Source organism: Deltaproteobacteria bacterium, from assembly GCA_016709225.1.
GTDB classification, from domain to species: Bacteria; Myxococcota_A; Polyangia; order Nannocystales; family Nannocystaceae; genus Xiheibacterium; species Xiheibacterium phototrophicum.
In genome coordinates, this window is sequence record JADJEE010000002.1 from 367,640 (window position 1) to 381,320 (window position 13,681).

The 13,681-nt window shown below is 72.6% G+C and carries 15 protein-coding genes; 6 read left to right on the forward strand and 9 right to left on the reverse strand.

Translation table 11 applies throughout. From position 1 onward, the window contains the following. Nucleotides 1-13 precede the first annotated feature (13 nt). From ftsZ to IPH07_15780, 6 genes are all read right to left on the reverse strand, one after another. Nucleotides 14-1,330, reverse strand: coding sequence for a cell division protein FtsZ (ftsZ, locus tag IPH07_15755; protein ID MBK6918847.1), 1,317 nt, complete (start codon nt 1,328-1,330; stop codon nt 14-16). A gap of 245 nt (nt 1,331-1,575) precedes the next feature. Continuing rightward, nucleotides 1,576-2,169 (reverse strand): hypothetical protein, encoded by a 594-nt coding sequence (locus IPH07_15760; protein ID MBK6918848.1) that lies wholly within the window; start codon nt 2,167-2,169, stop codon nt 1,576-1,578. Nucleotides 2,170-2,193: 24 nt separating this feature from the next. Continuing rightward, nucleotides 2,194-3,027, reverse strand: coding sequence for a shikimate dehydrogenase (locus IPH07_15765; protein ID MBK6918849.1), 834 nt, complete (start codon nt 3,025-3,027; stop codon nt 2,194-2,196). After that, on the reverse strand, nt 3,024-3,794 hold the full coding sequence (locus IPH07_15770) for a TerC family protein (GenBank protein MBK6918850.1): 771 nt from the start codon (nt 3,792-3,794) through the stop codon (nt 3,024-3,026). Before IPH07_15770 ends, IPH07_15765 begins: the two co-directional genes overlap by 4 nt. A gap of 7 nt (nt 3,795-3,801) precedes the next feature. Further along, entirely contained in the window at nt 3,802-5,256 is a 1,455-nt protein-coding gene (xseA, locus tag IPH07_15775) for an exodeoxyribonuclease VII large subunit (GenBank protein MBK6918851.1), read from the reverse strand. A 52-nt stretch (nt 5,257-5,308) separates the two neighbouring features. Further along, complete coding sequence (locus IPH07_15780; protein MBK6918852.1) at nt 5,309-5,521, reverse strand: hypothetical protein; 213 nt, start codon at nt 5,519-5,521, stop codon at nt 5,309-5,311. A gap of 110 nt (nt 5,522-5,631) precedes the next feature. Here IPH07_15780 and IPH07_15785 point away from each other — a divergent pair, with 110 nt between their 5' ends. Together IPH07_15785 and IPH07_15790 are read left to right on the forward strand one after the other, a co-directional pair. Next, nucleotides 5,632-6,318, forward strand: a complete 687-nt coding sequence (locus tag IPH07_15785; GenBank protein MBK6918853.1) for a hypothetical protein — start codon at nt 5,632-5,634, stop codon at nt 6,316-6,318. Further along, nucleotides 6,303-7,208, forward strand: a complete 906-nt coding sequence (locus IPH07_15790; protein ID MBK6918854.1) for an alpha/beta fold hydrolase — start codon at nt 6,303-6,305, stop codon at nt 7,206-7,208. Before IPH07_15785 ends, IPH07_15790 begins: the two co-directional genes overlap by 16 nt. 27 nt (nt 7,209-7,235) lie before the next feature. On the opposite strand, the gene IPH07_15795 is transcribed toward IPH07_15790, so the two are convergent. After that, nucleotides 7,236-8,168: a hypothetical protein gene (locus tag IPH07_15795; protein ID MBK6918855.1), complete on the reverse strand. Its 933-nt coding sequence runs from the start codon at nt 8,166-8,168 to the stop codon at nt 7,236-7,238. On the opposite strand from IPH07_15795, the gene aroC reads away from it, so the two are divergent. Genes aroC through IPH07_15815 form a run of 4 tightly spaced genes read left to right on the forward strand, consistent with a single transcriptional unit; the run spans nt 8,067 to nt 12,283 of the window. After that, the gene (gene aroC / locus IPH07_15800; protein ID MBK6918856.1) at nt 8,067-9,179 is read left to right on the forward strand and encodes a chorismate synthase; all 1,113 of its coding nucleotides are present in this window, start codon (nt 8,067-8,069) and stop codon (nt 9,177-9,179) included. The genes IPH07_15795 and aroC overlap by 102 nt on opposite strands. Further along, nucleotides 9,176-9,763, forward strand: a complete 588-nt coding sequence (locus IPH07_15805) for a hypothetical protein (protein MBK6918857.1) — start codon at nt 9,176-9,178, stop codon at nt 9,761-9,763. The genes aroC and IPH07_15805 overlap by 4 nt, the downstream gene beginning before the upstream one ends. Next, nucleotides 9,760-10,953, forward strand: a complete 1,194-nt coding sequence (gene proB / locus IPH07_15810; protein MBK6918858.1) for a glutamate 5-kinase — start codon at nt 9,760-9,762, stop codon at nt 10,951-10,953. The genes IPH07_15805 and proB overlap by 4 nt, the downstream gene beginning before the upstream one ends. Before the next feature lie 10 nt (nt 10,954-10,963). Beyond that, on the forward strand, nt 10,964-12,283 hold the full coding sequence (locus IPH07_15815) for a glutamate-5-semialdehyde dehydrogenase (protein ID MBK6918859.1): 1,320 nt from the start codon (nt 10,964-10,966) through the stop codon (nt 12,281-12,283). Nucleotides 12,284-12,313: 30 nt separating this feature from the next. Here IPH07_15815 and IPH07_15820 read toward each other — a convergent pair whose 3' ends face one another. Together IPH07_15820 and IPH07_15825 are read right to left on the reverse strand one after the other, a co-directional pair. Next, a complete protein-coding gene (locus IPH07_15820; GenBank protein MBK6918860.1) occupies nt 12,314-12,682 on the reverse strand; it encodes a ribosome-associated translation inhibitor RaiA in 369 nt (122 codons plus the stop codon). A 391-nt stretch (nt 12,683-13,073) separates the two neighbouring features. Next, entirely contained in the window at nt 13,074-13,676 is a 603-nt protein-coding gene (locus IPH07_15825; GenBank protein MBK6918861.1) for an HAD-IA family hydrolase, read from the reverse strand. Nucleotides 13,677-13,681: the final 5 nt, after the last annotated feature.

Sequence of the window (13,681 nt, forward strand, 5' to 3'; positions counted from 1 at the left end):
TCGCGCCCCGGCATCAACGGAAGAAGCCGTTCTCGTCGCGCCGGCGCAGGAACGCCGGGATCTCCGAGGGATCGGCGGCGACCTCGGCACGCGACCACGAGGAGGTCTGCGCAGCATTGTTGACGGTCGGCGGGGTCACCGGACGGCTGGGTGCGGGCGCGGGCGCCTGGACCTGTTGCACGCGCGGCGCGTGCAGCTGCGTGCTCGAGAAGAGCCCGCCCTGGCGGGTGGTGTTGGCCTGCGCCATGTCCTTGCGGTTCACGGGCCCGGTGCCGGGGCCGATCGCACCGGCGGCGACCATCTGCGACTGGCGGCGACGGCCGCTGTGGCTGCGGATGGCCTCCTCGAGATCCTCGTGGGCCGGCAGGTGCAGATCGAAGCCGGTCGCGATCACGGTGATGCGCAGGGCATCGCCCATGTTCTCGTCGATGACCGCGCCGAAGATGATGTTGCAGTCCTCGTGGGCGGCTTCCTGGATCAGCGACGCGGCCTCTTCGACCTCGTGGAGCTTGAGGTCGGTGCCGGCGGTGATGTTGATGAGGATGCCGCGGGCGCCGTGGATGGTGACGTCCTCGAGCAGCGGGCTGTTGATGGCCTGCTGCGCGGCCGCGACCGCGCGGCCCTCCTCCGACGCGATGCCCATGCCCATCAGCGCGCGGCCCTGGCCGGACATGATGGTGCGGACATCGGCGAAGTCGACGTTGATGATGCCGGGGATCGTGATGAGGTCCGACACGCCCTGGGTCGCGTGCTGCAGCACCTCGTCGCAGAGCTTGAAGCTGTCGAGCAGGCTGGTCGACGTGCTGGTGACGTCGAGCAGGCGATCGTTGGGGATCGTGATGAGGGTGTCGACCGCCTTCTCGAGGTTGGCGATGCCCTCCTCACCGATGCGCAGGCGTCGCTTGCCCTCGAAGCGGAACGGCTTGGTGACCACGCCGACGCACAGGGCCCCGATCTCGCGGGCGACCTGCGCCACGATCGGCGCCGCGCCCGTGCCGGTGCCGCCGCCCATGCCCGCGGTCACGAACACCATGTCGGCACCGCGCAGGGCCTCGGTCAGCTCCGGCACGCTCTCGAGCGCGGCCTCGCGGCCTCGCTCCGGGTTGGCGCCGGCCCCGAGGCCGCGGGTGATCTGCGAGCCCAGCTGGAGGCGGACTCCGGCGCGGCTCTTCTCGAGCGCCTGCACGTCGGTGTTGGCCGTGATGAACTCGACGCCATCGACCCCGTGGCCGATCATCGTGTTCACCGCGTTGCCGCCAGCACCGCCGACGCCGATCACCTTGATGCGCGCGTGATCCGGAAACGCCTCTTCGAGCTCGAAGTACGCCATGGTGGGTTCGCCTCTCCACAGGCTCCGGATCGGATCTCGAACCACGATCGCGGAGTCGGTCTTCACGCCCCCTATCAGTCGGTGATCACCGCGCGCAAGAAATCGGCGCGCCGGCGGGGGTCGGCCGCTCGGGCACCCCTCGGGCCCGGCCGCTTGGGGGCCGCGCTCGGCCCGGCCGCTTGGGGGCCGAGCTCGGCCCCAAGCGGCGCAGGGCTCGAAAGGCCCGCGCCCCTGGCCCCCAGGCGTCAGTTGCAGCCGTCGGGGTCGCCGGGGCCGAGGTCGGCCCACTCGATGGGCCCGTCCCCGACCCCGAAGCGGGCGTCGGTGAAGGACTCGAGGTCGACCAGCGCGTCCGCGCTGCCCCGGTTCTCGCTGCAGCAGCCGTCGCAGTCGCTGTCGGCGCAGGTGTCGACCACCGTCACGACCCGCACGTGACCGGCCGCCCGCACGCAGATGCGGTGCAGCGCGAGCTCACCGAGGGGGAACACGGCCGCGAGGTCGTGCTCCATCACCCATGCCTTGGGCATCGTGTTCGCGCAGGCCGCGAACTGCCCCACGTACGCGCAGCCGTTGTAGAGGACGCACTCGTCGCTGCCTGGATCGGGATACGACTCGTAGGTGGTCTTGTTGCCGCTGCGCCAGACGAGCCCGGGCTGCTCGCACTCGGCGACGGCGCCACCCTCGGTGGCGGCACTGGCCGCAGTGGCATTGGCCTCGGTGCTGCCGGTCGCGCCTGCGTCCCCGCTCGCGCCACCCGCCGCACCGTCGTCGGCGTGGCCGCACGCGGCGACGGTGACGGTGAGCACGAGCGCGAGGACGGTGAGAGGTCGGCGGGGCATGGCGATGGAGGATCCGAAGCGACGCTAGCGGTTGAGCGCGCGCCGCATGGTCGCCACCACCGAGGCCGGCAGCGCGATGCCCAGCCACAGCTCGAGCGCGCGCACGCCCTGCCACAGCAGCGTCGCGAGCCCGTCCTGGGTGCGCGCGCCCAGGCGAGCGGCATCGTCGAGCAGCCCGCCGTTCGGCCGCGGGTAGACCAGGTCGACCACCCGTGCGCCGCGGCCGAGGCGGTCGAGCGGCAGCGGTTTCGCGAAGCGATCGGGCCCGCCGCGCATGCCCACGGTGGTGGCGTTCACGAGCAGCTCGCAACCGTCGAACGCGGTGGCGATGCCGTCGTAGCCGCAGCGCGCGACGCCGTCGAGCACGGGCAGGCGCCCGGCCTCGCGGCTGACCCAGACGACGTCGGCCGGGGCCTCGCAGTGCCGCAGCGCGTCGACCACCGAGCGCGCGGCCCCGCCACCGCCCAGCACCACCGCCCGCTTCGGCGAGTTGCCGCCGAGCTCCGCCAACGCATCGAGGAACCCCGAGCCGTCGGTGTTGTGCCCGACCAGCTCGCCGCGCCGGATGATCACCGTGTTGATCGCCCCGATGCGCGCGGCCTCGGGCGCCAGGCGATCCATGTGCGCGACCGCGGTGCGCTTGTGGGGCACCGTGAGGTTGAGCCCGCCCAGCCCCATCGCGCGGGCACCGGCGAGCGCGTTGGCGAGGGCGTGCGGCCGCACCTGGAACGCGAAGTACCGGTGGGGCATGCCCATCGCCGCGAACGCGGCGTTGTGCATGTCGGGCGAGCGCGAGTGCCCGATGGGGTCGCCGAACACGCCGAAGCAGCGGCCGGGATCGTTGACTGGTTCGCTCACTTCGCCGCCTGGCTGTCGGTCGAGGCCTTGGACTTGGCGTCGACGCGGAGGTTGAGGATCTGCACGAACAACGAGAAGCCCATGGCCGAGTAGACGTAGCCCTTCGAGACGTGGGCGCCGGTACCCTCGGCGACCAGCATCACCCCGATCAACACCAAGAACGCCAGCGCCAGCACCCGTACCGAAGGATGGCGCTCGATGAAGTCGCCGACCGGACCGGCGAACACCATCATCACCACCACCGCGATGATCATCGCGCCGATCATCACGGGGATGTGCTTGGCCATGCCCACCGCGGTGATGACCGAGTCCAGCGAGAACACGATGTCGAGCACCATCACCTGCGCGATGATGCCGATGAAGGCGCCGCGACCGGACTTCCGGGCTGCGACGCGATCGGCGTCGTGCTCGACCTCCGACTTCTCCTGACCGGGATGCTCGACGGCGACGAAGATCTCGTGGGTCGCCTTGTAGAGCAGGAACAGGCCGCCGCCCACGAGGATGAGATCCTTGCCGTTGAACTCGCGCACGAGCGTGAACAGCGGGTCCTGCAGGTGCATCACCCAGCTGATGCTGAGCAGCAACCCCAGCCGCGAGAACAACGCCATGAACAGGCCCAGCCGCCGCGCGCCGAGCTGCTGCTCGCGGGGCAAGCGACCGCAGAGGATCGTGATGAACACGATGTTGTCGATGCCGAGCACGATCTCCATCACGGAGAGCACGAGCAACGAGACATAGACCTCCGGATCGGAGAGCAGCTCGAGCATGACGGCGTCAGTCCTCGGGGTCGACGGCGATGTCGTCGACCGTGGCGCGCAACATACCTCGCATCAGCCGCACCCGGATCAAGTCGCCCTGGGTGACCTCGTCGGCGGCGGTCAGGGCCCGCCCGGACGGGCCCTGCACCACGGCATAGCCGCGTTGCAGCACCGCCAGGGGCGACAGCGCGTCGAGCCGCGCGGCCGCGCGGGCCAGCCGCAGGCGGGCACCCGACGGCAGGCGAGCGCCCTGCGCGAGCACCCGCCGCGTGAGCGCGTCGAGCCGCGCGGCTGCGACGATCGGCAGCCGCGCCCCGGCACGCTCGAGCCGCGCGGTGAGCTCGCGCAGCCGCGTGCGCGCGGCCGCGAGTCGCACCGCGGCGAGCCGCGCCAACGCGTCGCGCAGCACCGCGAGCCGCCGTCGATCCCGGGCGATGCGAGAGCGCGGATGGTGCTGCGCGATCGTCCGCTCGAGCCGCGCGAGCGCGCGTCGGGGCGGACCGACCAGCGCGCGCGCCAGCGCCGACATCTGCATGCGCAGCCGCTCGAGCTCGCCGCGACGATCGAGCAGCGCTCGCTGCTGCGCGCGCACGGCCCTCGCCGCGAGCACGCGCAGCCGCGAGCTCGCGGCCGTGCGATCCGGCACCACCAGCTCGGCCGCCTGCGACGGCGTGGCGGCGCGGACATCGGCAACCAGATCGCAGATCGTGACGTCGACCTCGTGCCCGACCGCCGACACCACCGGGACCGGGCACGCGGCGATGGCGTGGGCGAGCGCCTCGTCGTTGAAGGCCCAGAGGTCCTCGGTCGAACCGCCGCCACGGCCGATGATGATCACGTCGACCTGCGGCCACGCCTGCAAGCGCACCAGCGCGCGCCGCAGCGAGCGCGGCGCGTCGTCGCCCTGCACCACCGCGGCCGCGAGCAGGAACCGCGTGGGGCAGCGGCGACGACCGACCTCGACGATGTCGTGCAGCGCCGCGCCGTGGGCCGACGTGATCACGCCGACGATCCGCGGCCAGCTCGGCAGCGGTCGCTTCCGCTCGGCCGCAAACAGGCCCATCGCGGCCAGCTTGGCCTTGCGCTGCTCGAGCTCGAGCATGCGCGCGCCGAGCCCCGCGGGCTCCGCCCGATCGGCGTAGAGCTGGAAGCGGCCCTGCTTGGCGAAGATGCCGACCCGGCCGCACACGCGCAGCGACTGACCGTCGCCGAGCCGGAAGCGCAGCCGCTCGATGCTCGAGCGCCACATCGCGACCGGCAACATCGCGTCGTCGTCCTTGAGCGTGAAGAAGGCGTGACCGGCCGCGCCGATGCGCAGGTTCGAGACCTCGCCCTCGACCCAGACCACGCCGATGCGCCCGTCGAGGGTGCCGTGGGCGAGCCGCACCAGCGCGCTCACGGTCAGCACGTTGGGGCCGTCGCCGTCACGTGCGGGCCGCCCGGGTCGGAAGGACAGCTCGGTCTGCGCCATCTCGGAACGTCTCGGCTCTTGGTGGGGGGCGGCCGTCGGGCGCCGCGGGTCGTCAAACCACGGCGCGATGCGCCGACTCCAACAAGCCTCGGAGCTCCCGCAGCTCCCGCTCGAGTCGCGCGACGCGGGCCTCGTACTCGCCGAGCACCTCGGCGAGCGTGCGCCCGGCGGGCAGCCCCAACGCGACCCGCATCTGCTCCCGGCCCGACGGCGCAGCCGTGGCTCCGCTCGGGGTGCCCGATGGGGTCCGTTCGGGGTCGGCCATCGGTTGGACATGGTAGGGCAACCGCGAGCGTCGCGGCAGCCCCACCGACCCAAGCGGCGGCTTTGGCCAGTTATTGGCCTGGAGGCGAAGCCGGGGGGTCTACTGCCGCCGTGACCACGCACCGAACCGCCCGCGCGGCGTCCGTCGCCGCGGCCCTGACCGTCGGCATCGCCGTCGCCGGCTGCTCGCTGTTCCAGGAGTTGCAGTCGGCCGACTCCTCGACGCCCGCCACCGACGGCAGCAGCGGCGGCAGTGACGGCAGTGGTAGCGGCAGCGGCAGCGGCAGCGGCAGCGGCGGCGCCGAGGCCCACGCGTGCGTGATCGCCAGCGACGATCGCTGCGAGAACCAAGACACCCTGCGCAGCTGCGATCCGAGCACCGGCGAGGCGACCGTCTACTCGTGCACCGACGTCTGCGGTGGCAACCTCAACTTCTCGTGCCTGCTCGCGAGTACCGAGGGCCAGCACGCGTGCTGGTGCGTGGTGCCGGGCGCCGGCAAGCAGCTGTCGTGCACCGGGCTCGAGGACTGCCTGCGCGCGTGCGAGGCCAGCCAGTCGGCGCCCGCCGGCTGCGCCGACACCTGCTTCTCGCGCACCAACGCCGAGACCATCCGCAGCTATGGCGCGCTGGTCTTCTGCGCCAACGAATACTGCGACACCGCGTGCCACGAGGACCAGGCCGCGTGCGGCGACTGCGTGGCCGAGGCGATCCAGTTCGGTGGTGGCGACTGCACCCTCGAGCGCGCGCTGTGCGATCAGGACGACGGCACCGACGATCCCTGGTGGCCGACCGGCTGACGCCGCAGGTCGGCAGCGCCGCGCGGCCGCGGCCTGCTAAGCTCGCGCCCGCTGCCATGCCCGAGTGGATCGATCTCGCCCGACGCGGCGGCCGCATGCGCGTCGACCGACGACCATGCGAGGCCGACGACCGCCCCGCGCTGCTGCTCATCGGCGGCATGACGCAGACCCTCGCGAGCTGGGGCGCGCACCTGCGACCGCTGTCGGAGCGCCGCGAGACCATCGTCTACGAGGCCCGCGGCCAGGGCATGACCGAGCTACCGCTCGACGACTGCTCGCTGCCGCAGCAGGTCGAGGACTTCGCCGCGCTGGTCGACGCACTGGGCCTGCGCACGCCGGTCGACCTGTGCGGGTTCTCGTTCGGCGGGCGCGTCGCGCTGGCGATCGCCGCGGCCGCGCCGGCGCTGCTGCGGCGGGTCGCGATCTGCGGGGTTGGCCTCGATCGCAGCGTGCTCGCGCGGCTCGTCGTGCAGGGCTGGATCGCCGCGCTGGCGACCGGCGACCTCGAGGCGCTGGCGCGGGTGAGCCTGCCCGACATCCTCGGCCCGGCCTACCTGGCCCGGCATGCCGGCTCGATCGAAGCGATGGTCCGCGCGTCGATCGAGCGCAACCGCTACGACGGCGTGTTGGCGCTGATGCGGCAGACCCAGCAGCTCGCCGACGACTCGCCGTGGACCACCGCCGCGCTGGCGGAGCGCGCGGGCGCGGCCGGCGTGGACGCACTGTGCATCGGCGGCGCGCTCGATCGCCTGGCGGCCCCGGCCGACGTGCGCGCGCTCGCCGAGCGCCTGCACGCCGACGCGATCATCATCGACGACGTCGGCCACACGGTCGCGATCGAAGCGCCGCAGCCGTGGCGCGCGGCGCTCGAGGGGTTCCTCGATCGCTGAAGCCAATCGCCCCCGCCGTCGGCGACGTCACTTCTCGACCACGGCCGCCGTCCGCAGCGCGAGATCCAACGCCGAGCGATCGATCACCACCGGCTTGGCCTCGACGCCGGCGTTGCGCAGCTCCATCACCTTGAGCGGCGCATCACCGGTGCGGGTCGCGAGATCATCGACGCGATCGTGCCGCCGGTCGGCGAGCCGACGCAGGTTCTTGGCGTCGGCGACCTTCGCCGCCGCCATCGCGGCCTCCTGCGGGTTGGCCTTGGCCTTGGCCTCGGCCGCCGCGGCGTCGCGCTCGGCCAGCTTGGCCTGCTGCTCGGCGCTCTCGGCCTCGGTGACCGCGGACTCGTGCTCGACCCCCAACACGTCGAGCTTCTGCTCGACCCGCGCGAGCTCGCCCGTGGCCCACATCCCGACGGCATCGTCGGCATCGAGCGCGACCAGGAATCGCAGCACCTGCGCGCGGGTGGCCTCGGGGGCGGCGGCGTCCACCGCCAGCTGCAGATACGCCAGGGTCTGCTGCTGCTCGTGCTCGCGGTGGGCGAGCTCGTATTGCCGTTGGTTCTGGAAGTAGCTCGACACGCCGGTGACCAGTGCGGGTACCAGCGCCAGGACCCCGCCGTAGGCGACCACCAGCGGCGCGTTGCGCCACCACGGCGAGCGCTCGGGCCGCGCCTTCTCGAGCACGGCGATGCGCTCGTCGATGCGGAGCAACGTCTCGAGTCGCGACAGTCGTTCGTCGTCGGCCATCTGCAGCTCGCAGTGGATCACGAACGCGGCGCGGCTGTCGAGTTCGCGACCGTAGGGCCGCCCCCGCGGGCCGGCTGCGGGCCTGCTACACTCGCGGGCGAACGGCGATTCGTGGCGGGCAACTCGATCGGCGAACGATTCCGCGTCACCACCTTCGGCGAGTCGCACGGTGGTGCCGTGGGTGTGATCGTGGACGGCTGTCCATCCGGCCACCGCTTCCCCCACGAGCGGATCGCGGCCCAGCTGGCGCGGCGCCGACCGGGCCAGCCGCTCGGCTCGCAGCGCCGTGAGGCCGACACCATCGAGCTGCTGTCGGGGGTCGAGCCGGCCAGCGGCCTCACACTCGGCACACCGATCGCGATGATGGTGCGCAACACCGACGCCAAGGCCGGCGACTACGCCGAGCTGCACCGGGTCTACCGGCCGTCGCACGCCGACTTCACCTACGACGCGCGCTTCGGGCTGCGCTTCGTCGAGGGCGGTGGACGGGCCTCCGCCCGCGAGACCGTCGCGCGCGTCGCCGCCGGCACCCTCGCGGAGGACTTGCTGGCGCTGCGGGGGATCGAGGTCGTGGCGTGGGTCGAGCGCGTGCACGACGTCGATGCCGGACCCATCGACGAGGCGGACCTCACCCGTGCGCGCGTCGACGCCACCGACGTGCGCTGCCCGGACCTCGACGCGGCCGCGGCGATGGCCGCGAGCATCGAGCACGCGCGCAAGCGCGGCGACACCGTCGGCGGCATCATCCGCGCGATCGTGCGCGGCGTGCCGGCCGGGCTCGGCGAGCCGGTGTTCGACAAGCTCTCGGCCACGCTCGCGCACGCGATGATGAGCCTGCCGGCGAGTCGCGGCTTCGAGCTCGGCGAGGGCTTCGCAGCCACGCGCATGCACGGCACCGCCCACAACGACGCGTTCGTGCCGGCGCCCGAGCGCGCACCGCTGGCGGTCGCGACCCGCACCAACCGCAGCGGCGGCATCCAGGGCGGCATCAGCAACGGCGAAACCATCCGCTTCGCAGTGGCGTTCAAGCCCGTCGCGACCGTGTTCGTCGAGCAAGACACCGTGACGCGCACCGGTGAGGCCACCCGCTTCCGCGCGCGTGGGCGCCACGATCCCTGCGTGCTACCCCGGGCGGTGCCGATGGTGGAGGCCATGGCGGCGCTGGTCGTGCTCGACGCGCTCCTGCGTCGCAGTGGCGTGCGCGTGCAGGAGCTGCAGCCGTGACGCTGTCGGTGCTACCGGGCGGCAGCGAAGGCGGCGGCGGCGGTGGCCGACGCATCCTCGCCCACGGCGCACCGCCCTCCCCCGGGGTCGTGCCGCTGGATCTCGCGCGTCACCTCGAGTTCGGCGAGGCGCTGGTGTGGTGGGGCGAGAAGCAGGAGATCGAGCGGGCCCCCATCGTCATCGGCGCGACGTTGGTCGGCGTCGCGCTGTTGCTGGTCACCCTGGTGGTGCCGGAGTTCTGGCTGCAGCCGCTGTCATCGCTGTGGCAGCCGCTGGCGGCGGTCAGCCTGCCAGTGGTGTTCGCGATCGTGCGCGAGCGGCTCTCACGACGCTCGGTGATGGTCACCGACGGCGCCATCCTCGACGTCGATCCCGCGGGCCGCAGCCAGCGGCTCGGCTTCGACAACGTCCGTAGCGTGCGCCGCGATCTGCTGCGCGGCGGCATCGCGCTGCACGGTGCCAAGGCCTCGGTGCGGATCCCGGCCGCGATCCTGAACGACGCGCGACAGGCCATCGCGAGCCAACGCCGCGGCCGCGTGCAGACCCGCGAGGGCCTCGACGATCCGATGGGATGGCTGCCATGAACCTGCCCGGCCGCCCACACGTGCCCGCCCGCAGCGAGCTCGCCGCCGCCCGCCGCATCGTCGTGAAGTTCGGCACCCACGTGGTGACCCACGACGGCATCGAGCTGGCCGCCGGCCGCGTGCACGCGCTGCTCGAGACGCTCGCGCGCCTGCGTCGACGTGGGCTCGAGCTGGTGCTCGTATCGAGCGGCGCGGTCGGCATGGGCATGCGTGCGCTGTCGCTGCAGGAGCGCCCGCGATCGCTGGGCCTGCGCCAGGCCTGCGCGGCGGTCGGTCAGGGCCACCTGATGGCGCTGTACACCCAGGCGTTCGCCCAGCTGGGGGTCACGGCGGCGCAGGTGCTGCTGACGCAGGACGACCTCGCCGATCGCGATCGGGCGTTGTGCGTGCGCACGACCTTGATGCGCCTGCTCGAGCTCGGCGCGCTACCGGTCTTGAACGAGAACGACAGCGTCAGTGTGCGCGAGCTGATCGAGATCCGCATCGCCGACGGCGGTCAGGGCCCCGAGGTCGCGTTCGGCGACAACGACGGGCTCTCGGCGCTCGTCGCTCGCGCGCTGGATGCCGACCTGCTGGTGCTGCTCACCGACGTCGACGGGCTCTACACCGCCAACCCCCGCATCGACCCCGACGCGCGTCGCATCCCCGATCGCCTCGGGGTCGCCGACGACGATCGCGGCCGCGCCGACGGCAGCAGCGGCGGCGGTACCGGCGGCATGGCCAGCAAGCTGGCGGCGGCGCAGCTCGTCACCGAGGCCGGGATCCCGGCCGCGATCGTCGGCGCCGACGCGCCACAGGTGCTCACGCGGCTGCTCGCGGGCGAGGACCTCGGCACCGTGTTCTGGCCCACCGCGCCACGCCCGGCCCGCCGCCGCGCGCTCGCCCAAGGCCCGCGCACCGGCGCGCTGGTCGTGAACGACGGCGCGATCGCAGCGCTGCTGCAACGCAAGGCCTCGCTGCTCCCGATCGGCGTGCTGCAGATCGAGGGTGAGTTCGACCGCGGCGACCTCGTCGAGATCCGCGATCGCTCGGGCCGCGTGTTCGGCCGTGGCCTCGTCAACTACGGTGCCGCGGCGTGCCGCTCGCTCGCCGGTCACCACAGCACGGAGATCGATGCGATCCTCGGGTATCGCGGCTACGATGCGCTGGTGACCCGTGACAACCTCGTGTTGACCACCGACGGCCGCTAACAACACCGCCATGACGGACGACGCACGCACCGCCACGATCGCGGCCGCAGCCCGCGCTGCGCGGCGCGCCGGACACACGCTGGGCCGCGTCAGCGGTCCCGAACGCCGCGCGGTGCTGCTCGCGATGGCCGACGCGCTGGAACGCCCGAGCCTGCGCGCGACGATCCTACGCGCCAACGCGGCCGACCTCGAGGACGCCCGCGCCGCGGTCGAGCGCGGGGAGCTGGGCGCCGCGGCGTTCGCCCGCCTCGGGCTCGACGATGCCAAGCTCGCCGGGCTGGTCGAGGGGCTGCGGCAGCTCGCGGCGCAGCCCGATCCGCTGGGCCGCGTGACGATCGATCGCGACCTCGACGACGACCTCAACCTGCGCCGCATCGCATGCCCGCTGGGGGTGCTCGCGGTGGTGTTCGAAGCCCGCCCCGACGCGGTGCCGCAGATCGTCGGCCTGGCGATCCGCAGCGGCAACGCGGTCGTGCTCAAGGGTGGCCGCGAGGCCGCGCGCAGCAACGCCGCGCTGACCCAAGTGCTGTGCGACGCGCTCGCAGGCGAGGGCTTCGATCGCGCCGCGATCACCCTGCTCGAGGACCGCGCCGACGTCGACGCATTGCTGACGCTGCACCGCGACGTCGACCTCGTCGTCGCCCGCGGGTCGTCGGCGTTCGTACGCCACGTGCAGGAGCACAGTCGCATCCCGGTGCTCGCGCACGCCGAAGGCGTGTGCCACCTGGTGCTCGACGACAGCGCCGAGCCGGCGATGGCCGCCCGCGTCGCGCTCGACGCCAAGTGCAGCTACCCCGCGGCGTGCAACGCCATCGAGGCGCTGCTGTGGCTGCCGGGCGCGACCGCAGCGCTCGACGCGGCCGTGGCAGCGCTGTCCGCCGCCGGCGTGGTGCTGCGCGGCTGCGAGCGCACCCGGGCCCGCCACGGCGCGATCGGCCCGCTGCGCGACGACGACTACGGCCACGAGTTCGGCGCGCTCGAGCTGGTCGTGCGCGGCGTCGACGACCTCGCCGGCGCCCTGGCCCACATCGAGCAGTACGGCTCGCGCCACACCGAGTGCATCGTCGCCAGCGACGATGCCGTGGCGGCCGAGTTCCTGGCGCAGGTCGACGCGGCCTGCGTCTTCCACAACGCGAGCTCGCGCTTCGCCGACGGCTACCGCTTCGGGCTCGGTGCCGAGGTCGGCGTCAGCACCAGCAAGCTGGGTGCGCGCGGGCCCGTCGGCGCCGAGGGCCTGGTCACCTACCGCTGGATCCTCCGCGGCAGTGGCCAGGTCGCCGGCGACTACGGCCCGGGCAAGCGTCGCTTCCGCCATCGCAACCGCACGTGAGCGGCTGCGAGGCGCGCGCGAGCAGCCCGTCTAGGAGCCGAGCACCTCGGTGATGCGCATGTTGGAGTGCGACGTCGAGGGGTTGTGCTTCTCGGCGTATGCCTGCAGCTGACGCTGGGCAGCGTTGAACGCGTCGCGCAGCGCGATCGACATGTCTTCGTGGTCCGCCTCCTGGGGATCACGGTTGACGACGATCTCACCGCCCGGGACCGTGAGCTCGATCCGCACGTGGTACGTGTTGCCCTTGTGGTGGTGCTTGTGCGGCGCCTCCACGACCACGCGGCAGCTCGTGATGTTGTCGAAGAACTTGTCGAGCTTCGCGGCCTTGGCCTTGATGCGCTCTTCGACCCCCTCGGTGTGGGCGACGTTGCGGAACGTGATCTCGATTGGCAGCTTCATGTGCGCTCCTTTTCACGACCCCTCGCAGCACGCACGAATCACCTGGCCGCGACGGCGACCAGGCTGCGGGCCCGGGGACTGGTTCCACGACACGGACAACCACTGTCCATGATGACCGAATTCGGGGCGGACCTGCCAGCTTGGATGGGGTGATGGCACCGAAAACCTTGCCGGGTCCAAGTCCCTGCCGCGTCGCCGGCCAGGCCGCGCCGCAAAGGGGCGGTTGGGGCATCGGCGCAGGGCGGCCCCCCGCGGCCTCGACGGGGTTCGCCCCTTCGGTGCGGCCGTGGCCGGGACCCGAGCTGACGCGAATGCGGCGGACCGCACGTGGCCGTTTTGTCGGTGCGCGCGCCCACGGCGTTCGCCCGCTCGAAATCCCGCTCCCACGCGATCAGGTGGGTAGCCGCACACCGTGCTCGGTGAGCGCGTGACGCAGCGTCGCAGCGTCCCGGAAGTGCACGGCACGCATGCCCAGCTGCCGGGCAGCCTCGCAATTGACCCGGCGATCGTCGACGAACACGCAGGCGCCGACGTCGACGCCGAGTGTCGCGGCCGCGCCTGCATACGCCGCAGGCTCCGGCTTGCGCACGCCCGTCTCGCACGAAACGAACGTCCAGGGCACGTAGCGCGACAGCGCCAGGCGCTCCTCGATGAGGCGATACCAGTGCGGGTAGTTCGAGAGCACGTGCATCGGCACCTGCGCCGCCACCAGCTCCTGCAGCAGCGCCTCGATCCCAGGGAGGAAGCGATACGCCGCCTGCATGGCTGCCTTCAGGCCCGCGACGTCGAGCGTGCGGCCGTCGGCGAAGAACATCGACGCCAGCTCGGGCTCGTCGATCTCGCCGCGCTCGAACTGCTCCCACGCGCTCGGGTGCTTGCGCACCACCAGCGCCTGGAGATCGCAGCCGAAGAACGCCGGCACCTCGACGAAGAACGGGTCGTGCACCAACGTGCCCATCACGTCGAGCAGGAGCACCGGCGCGCCATCGGCCATGACGA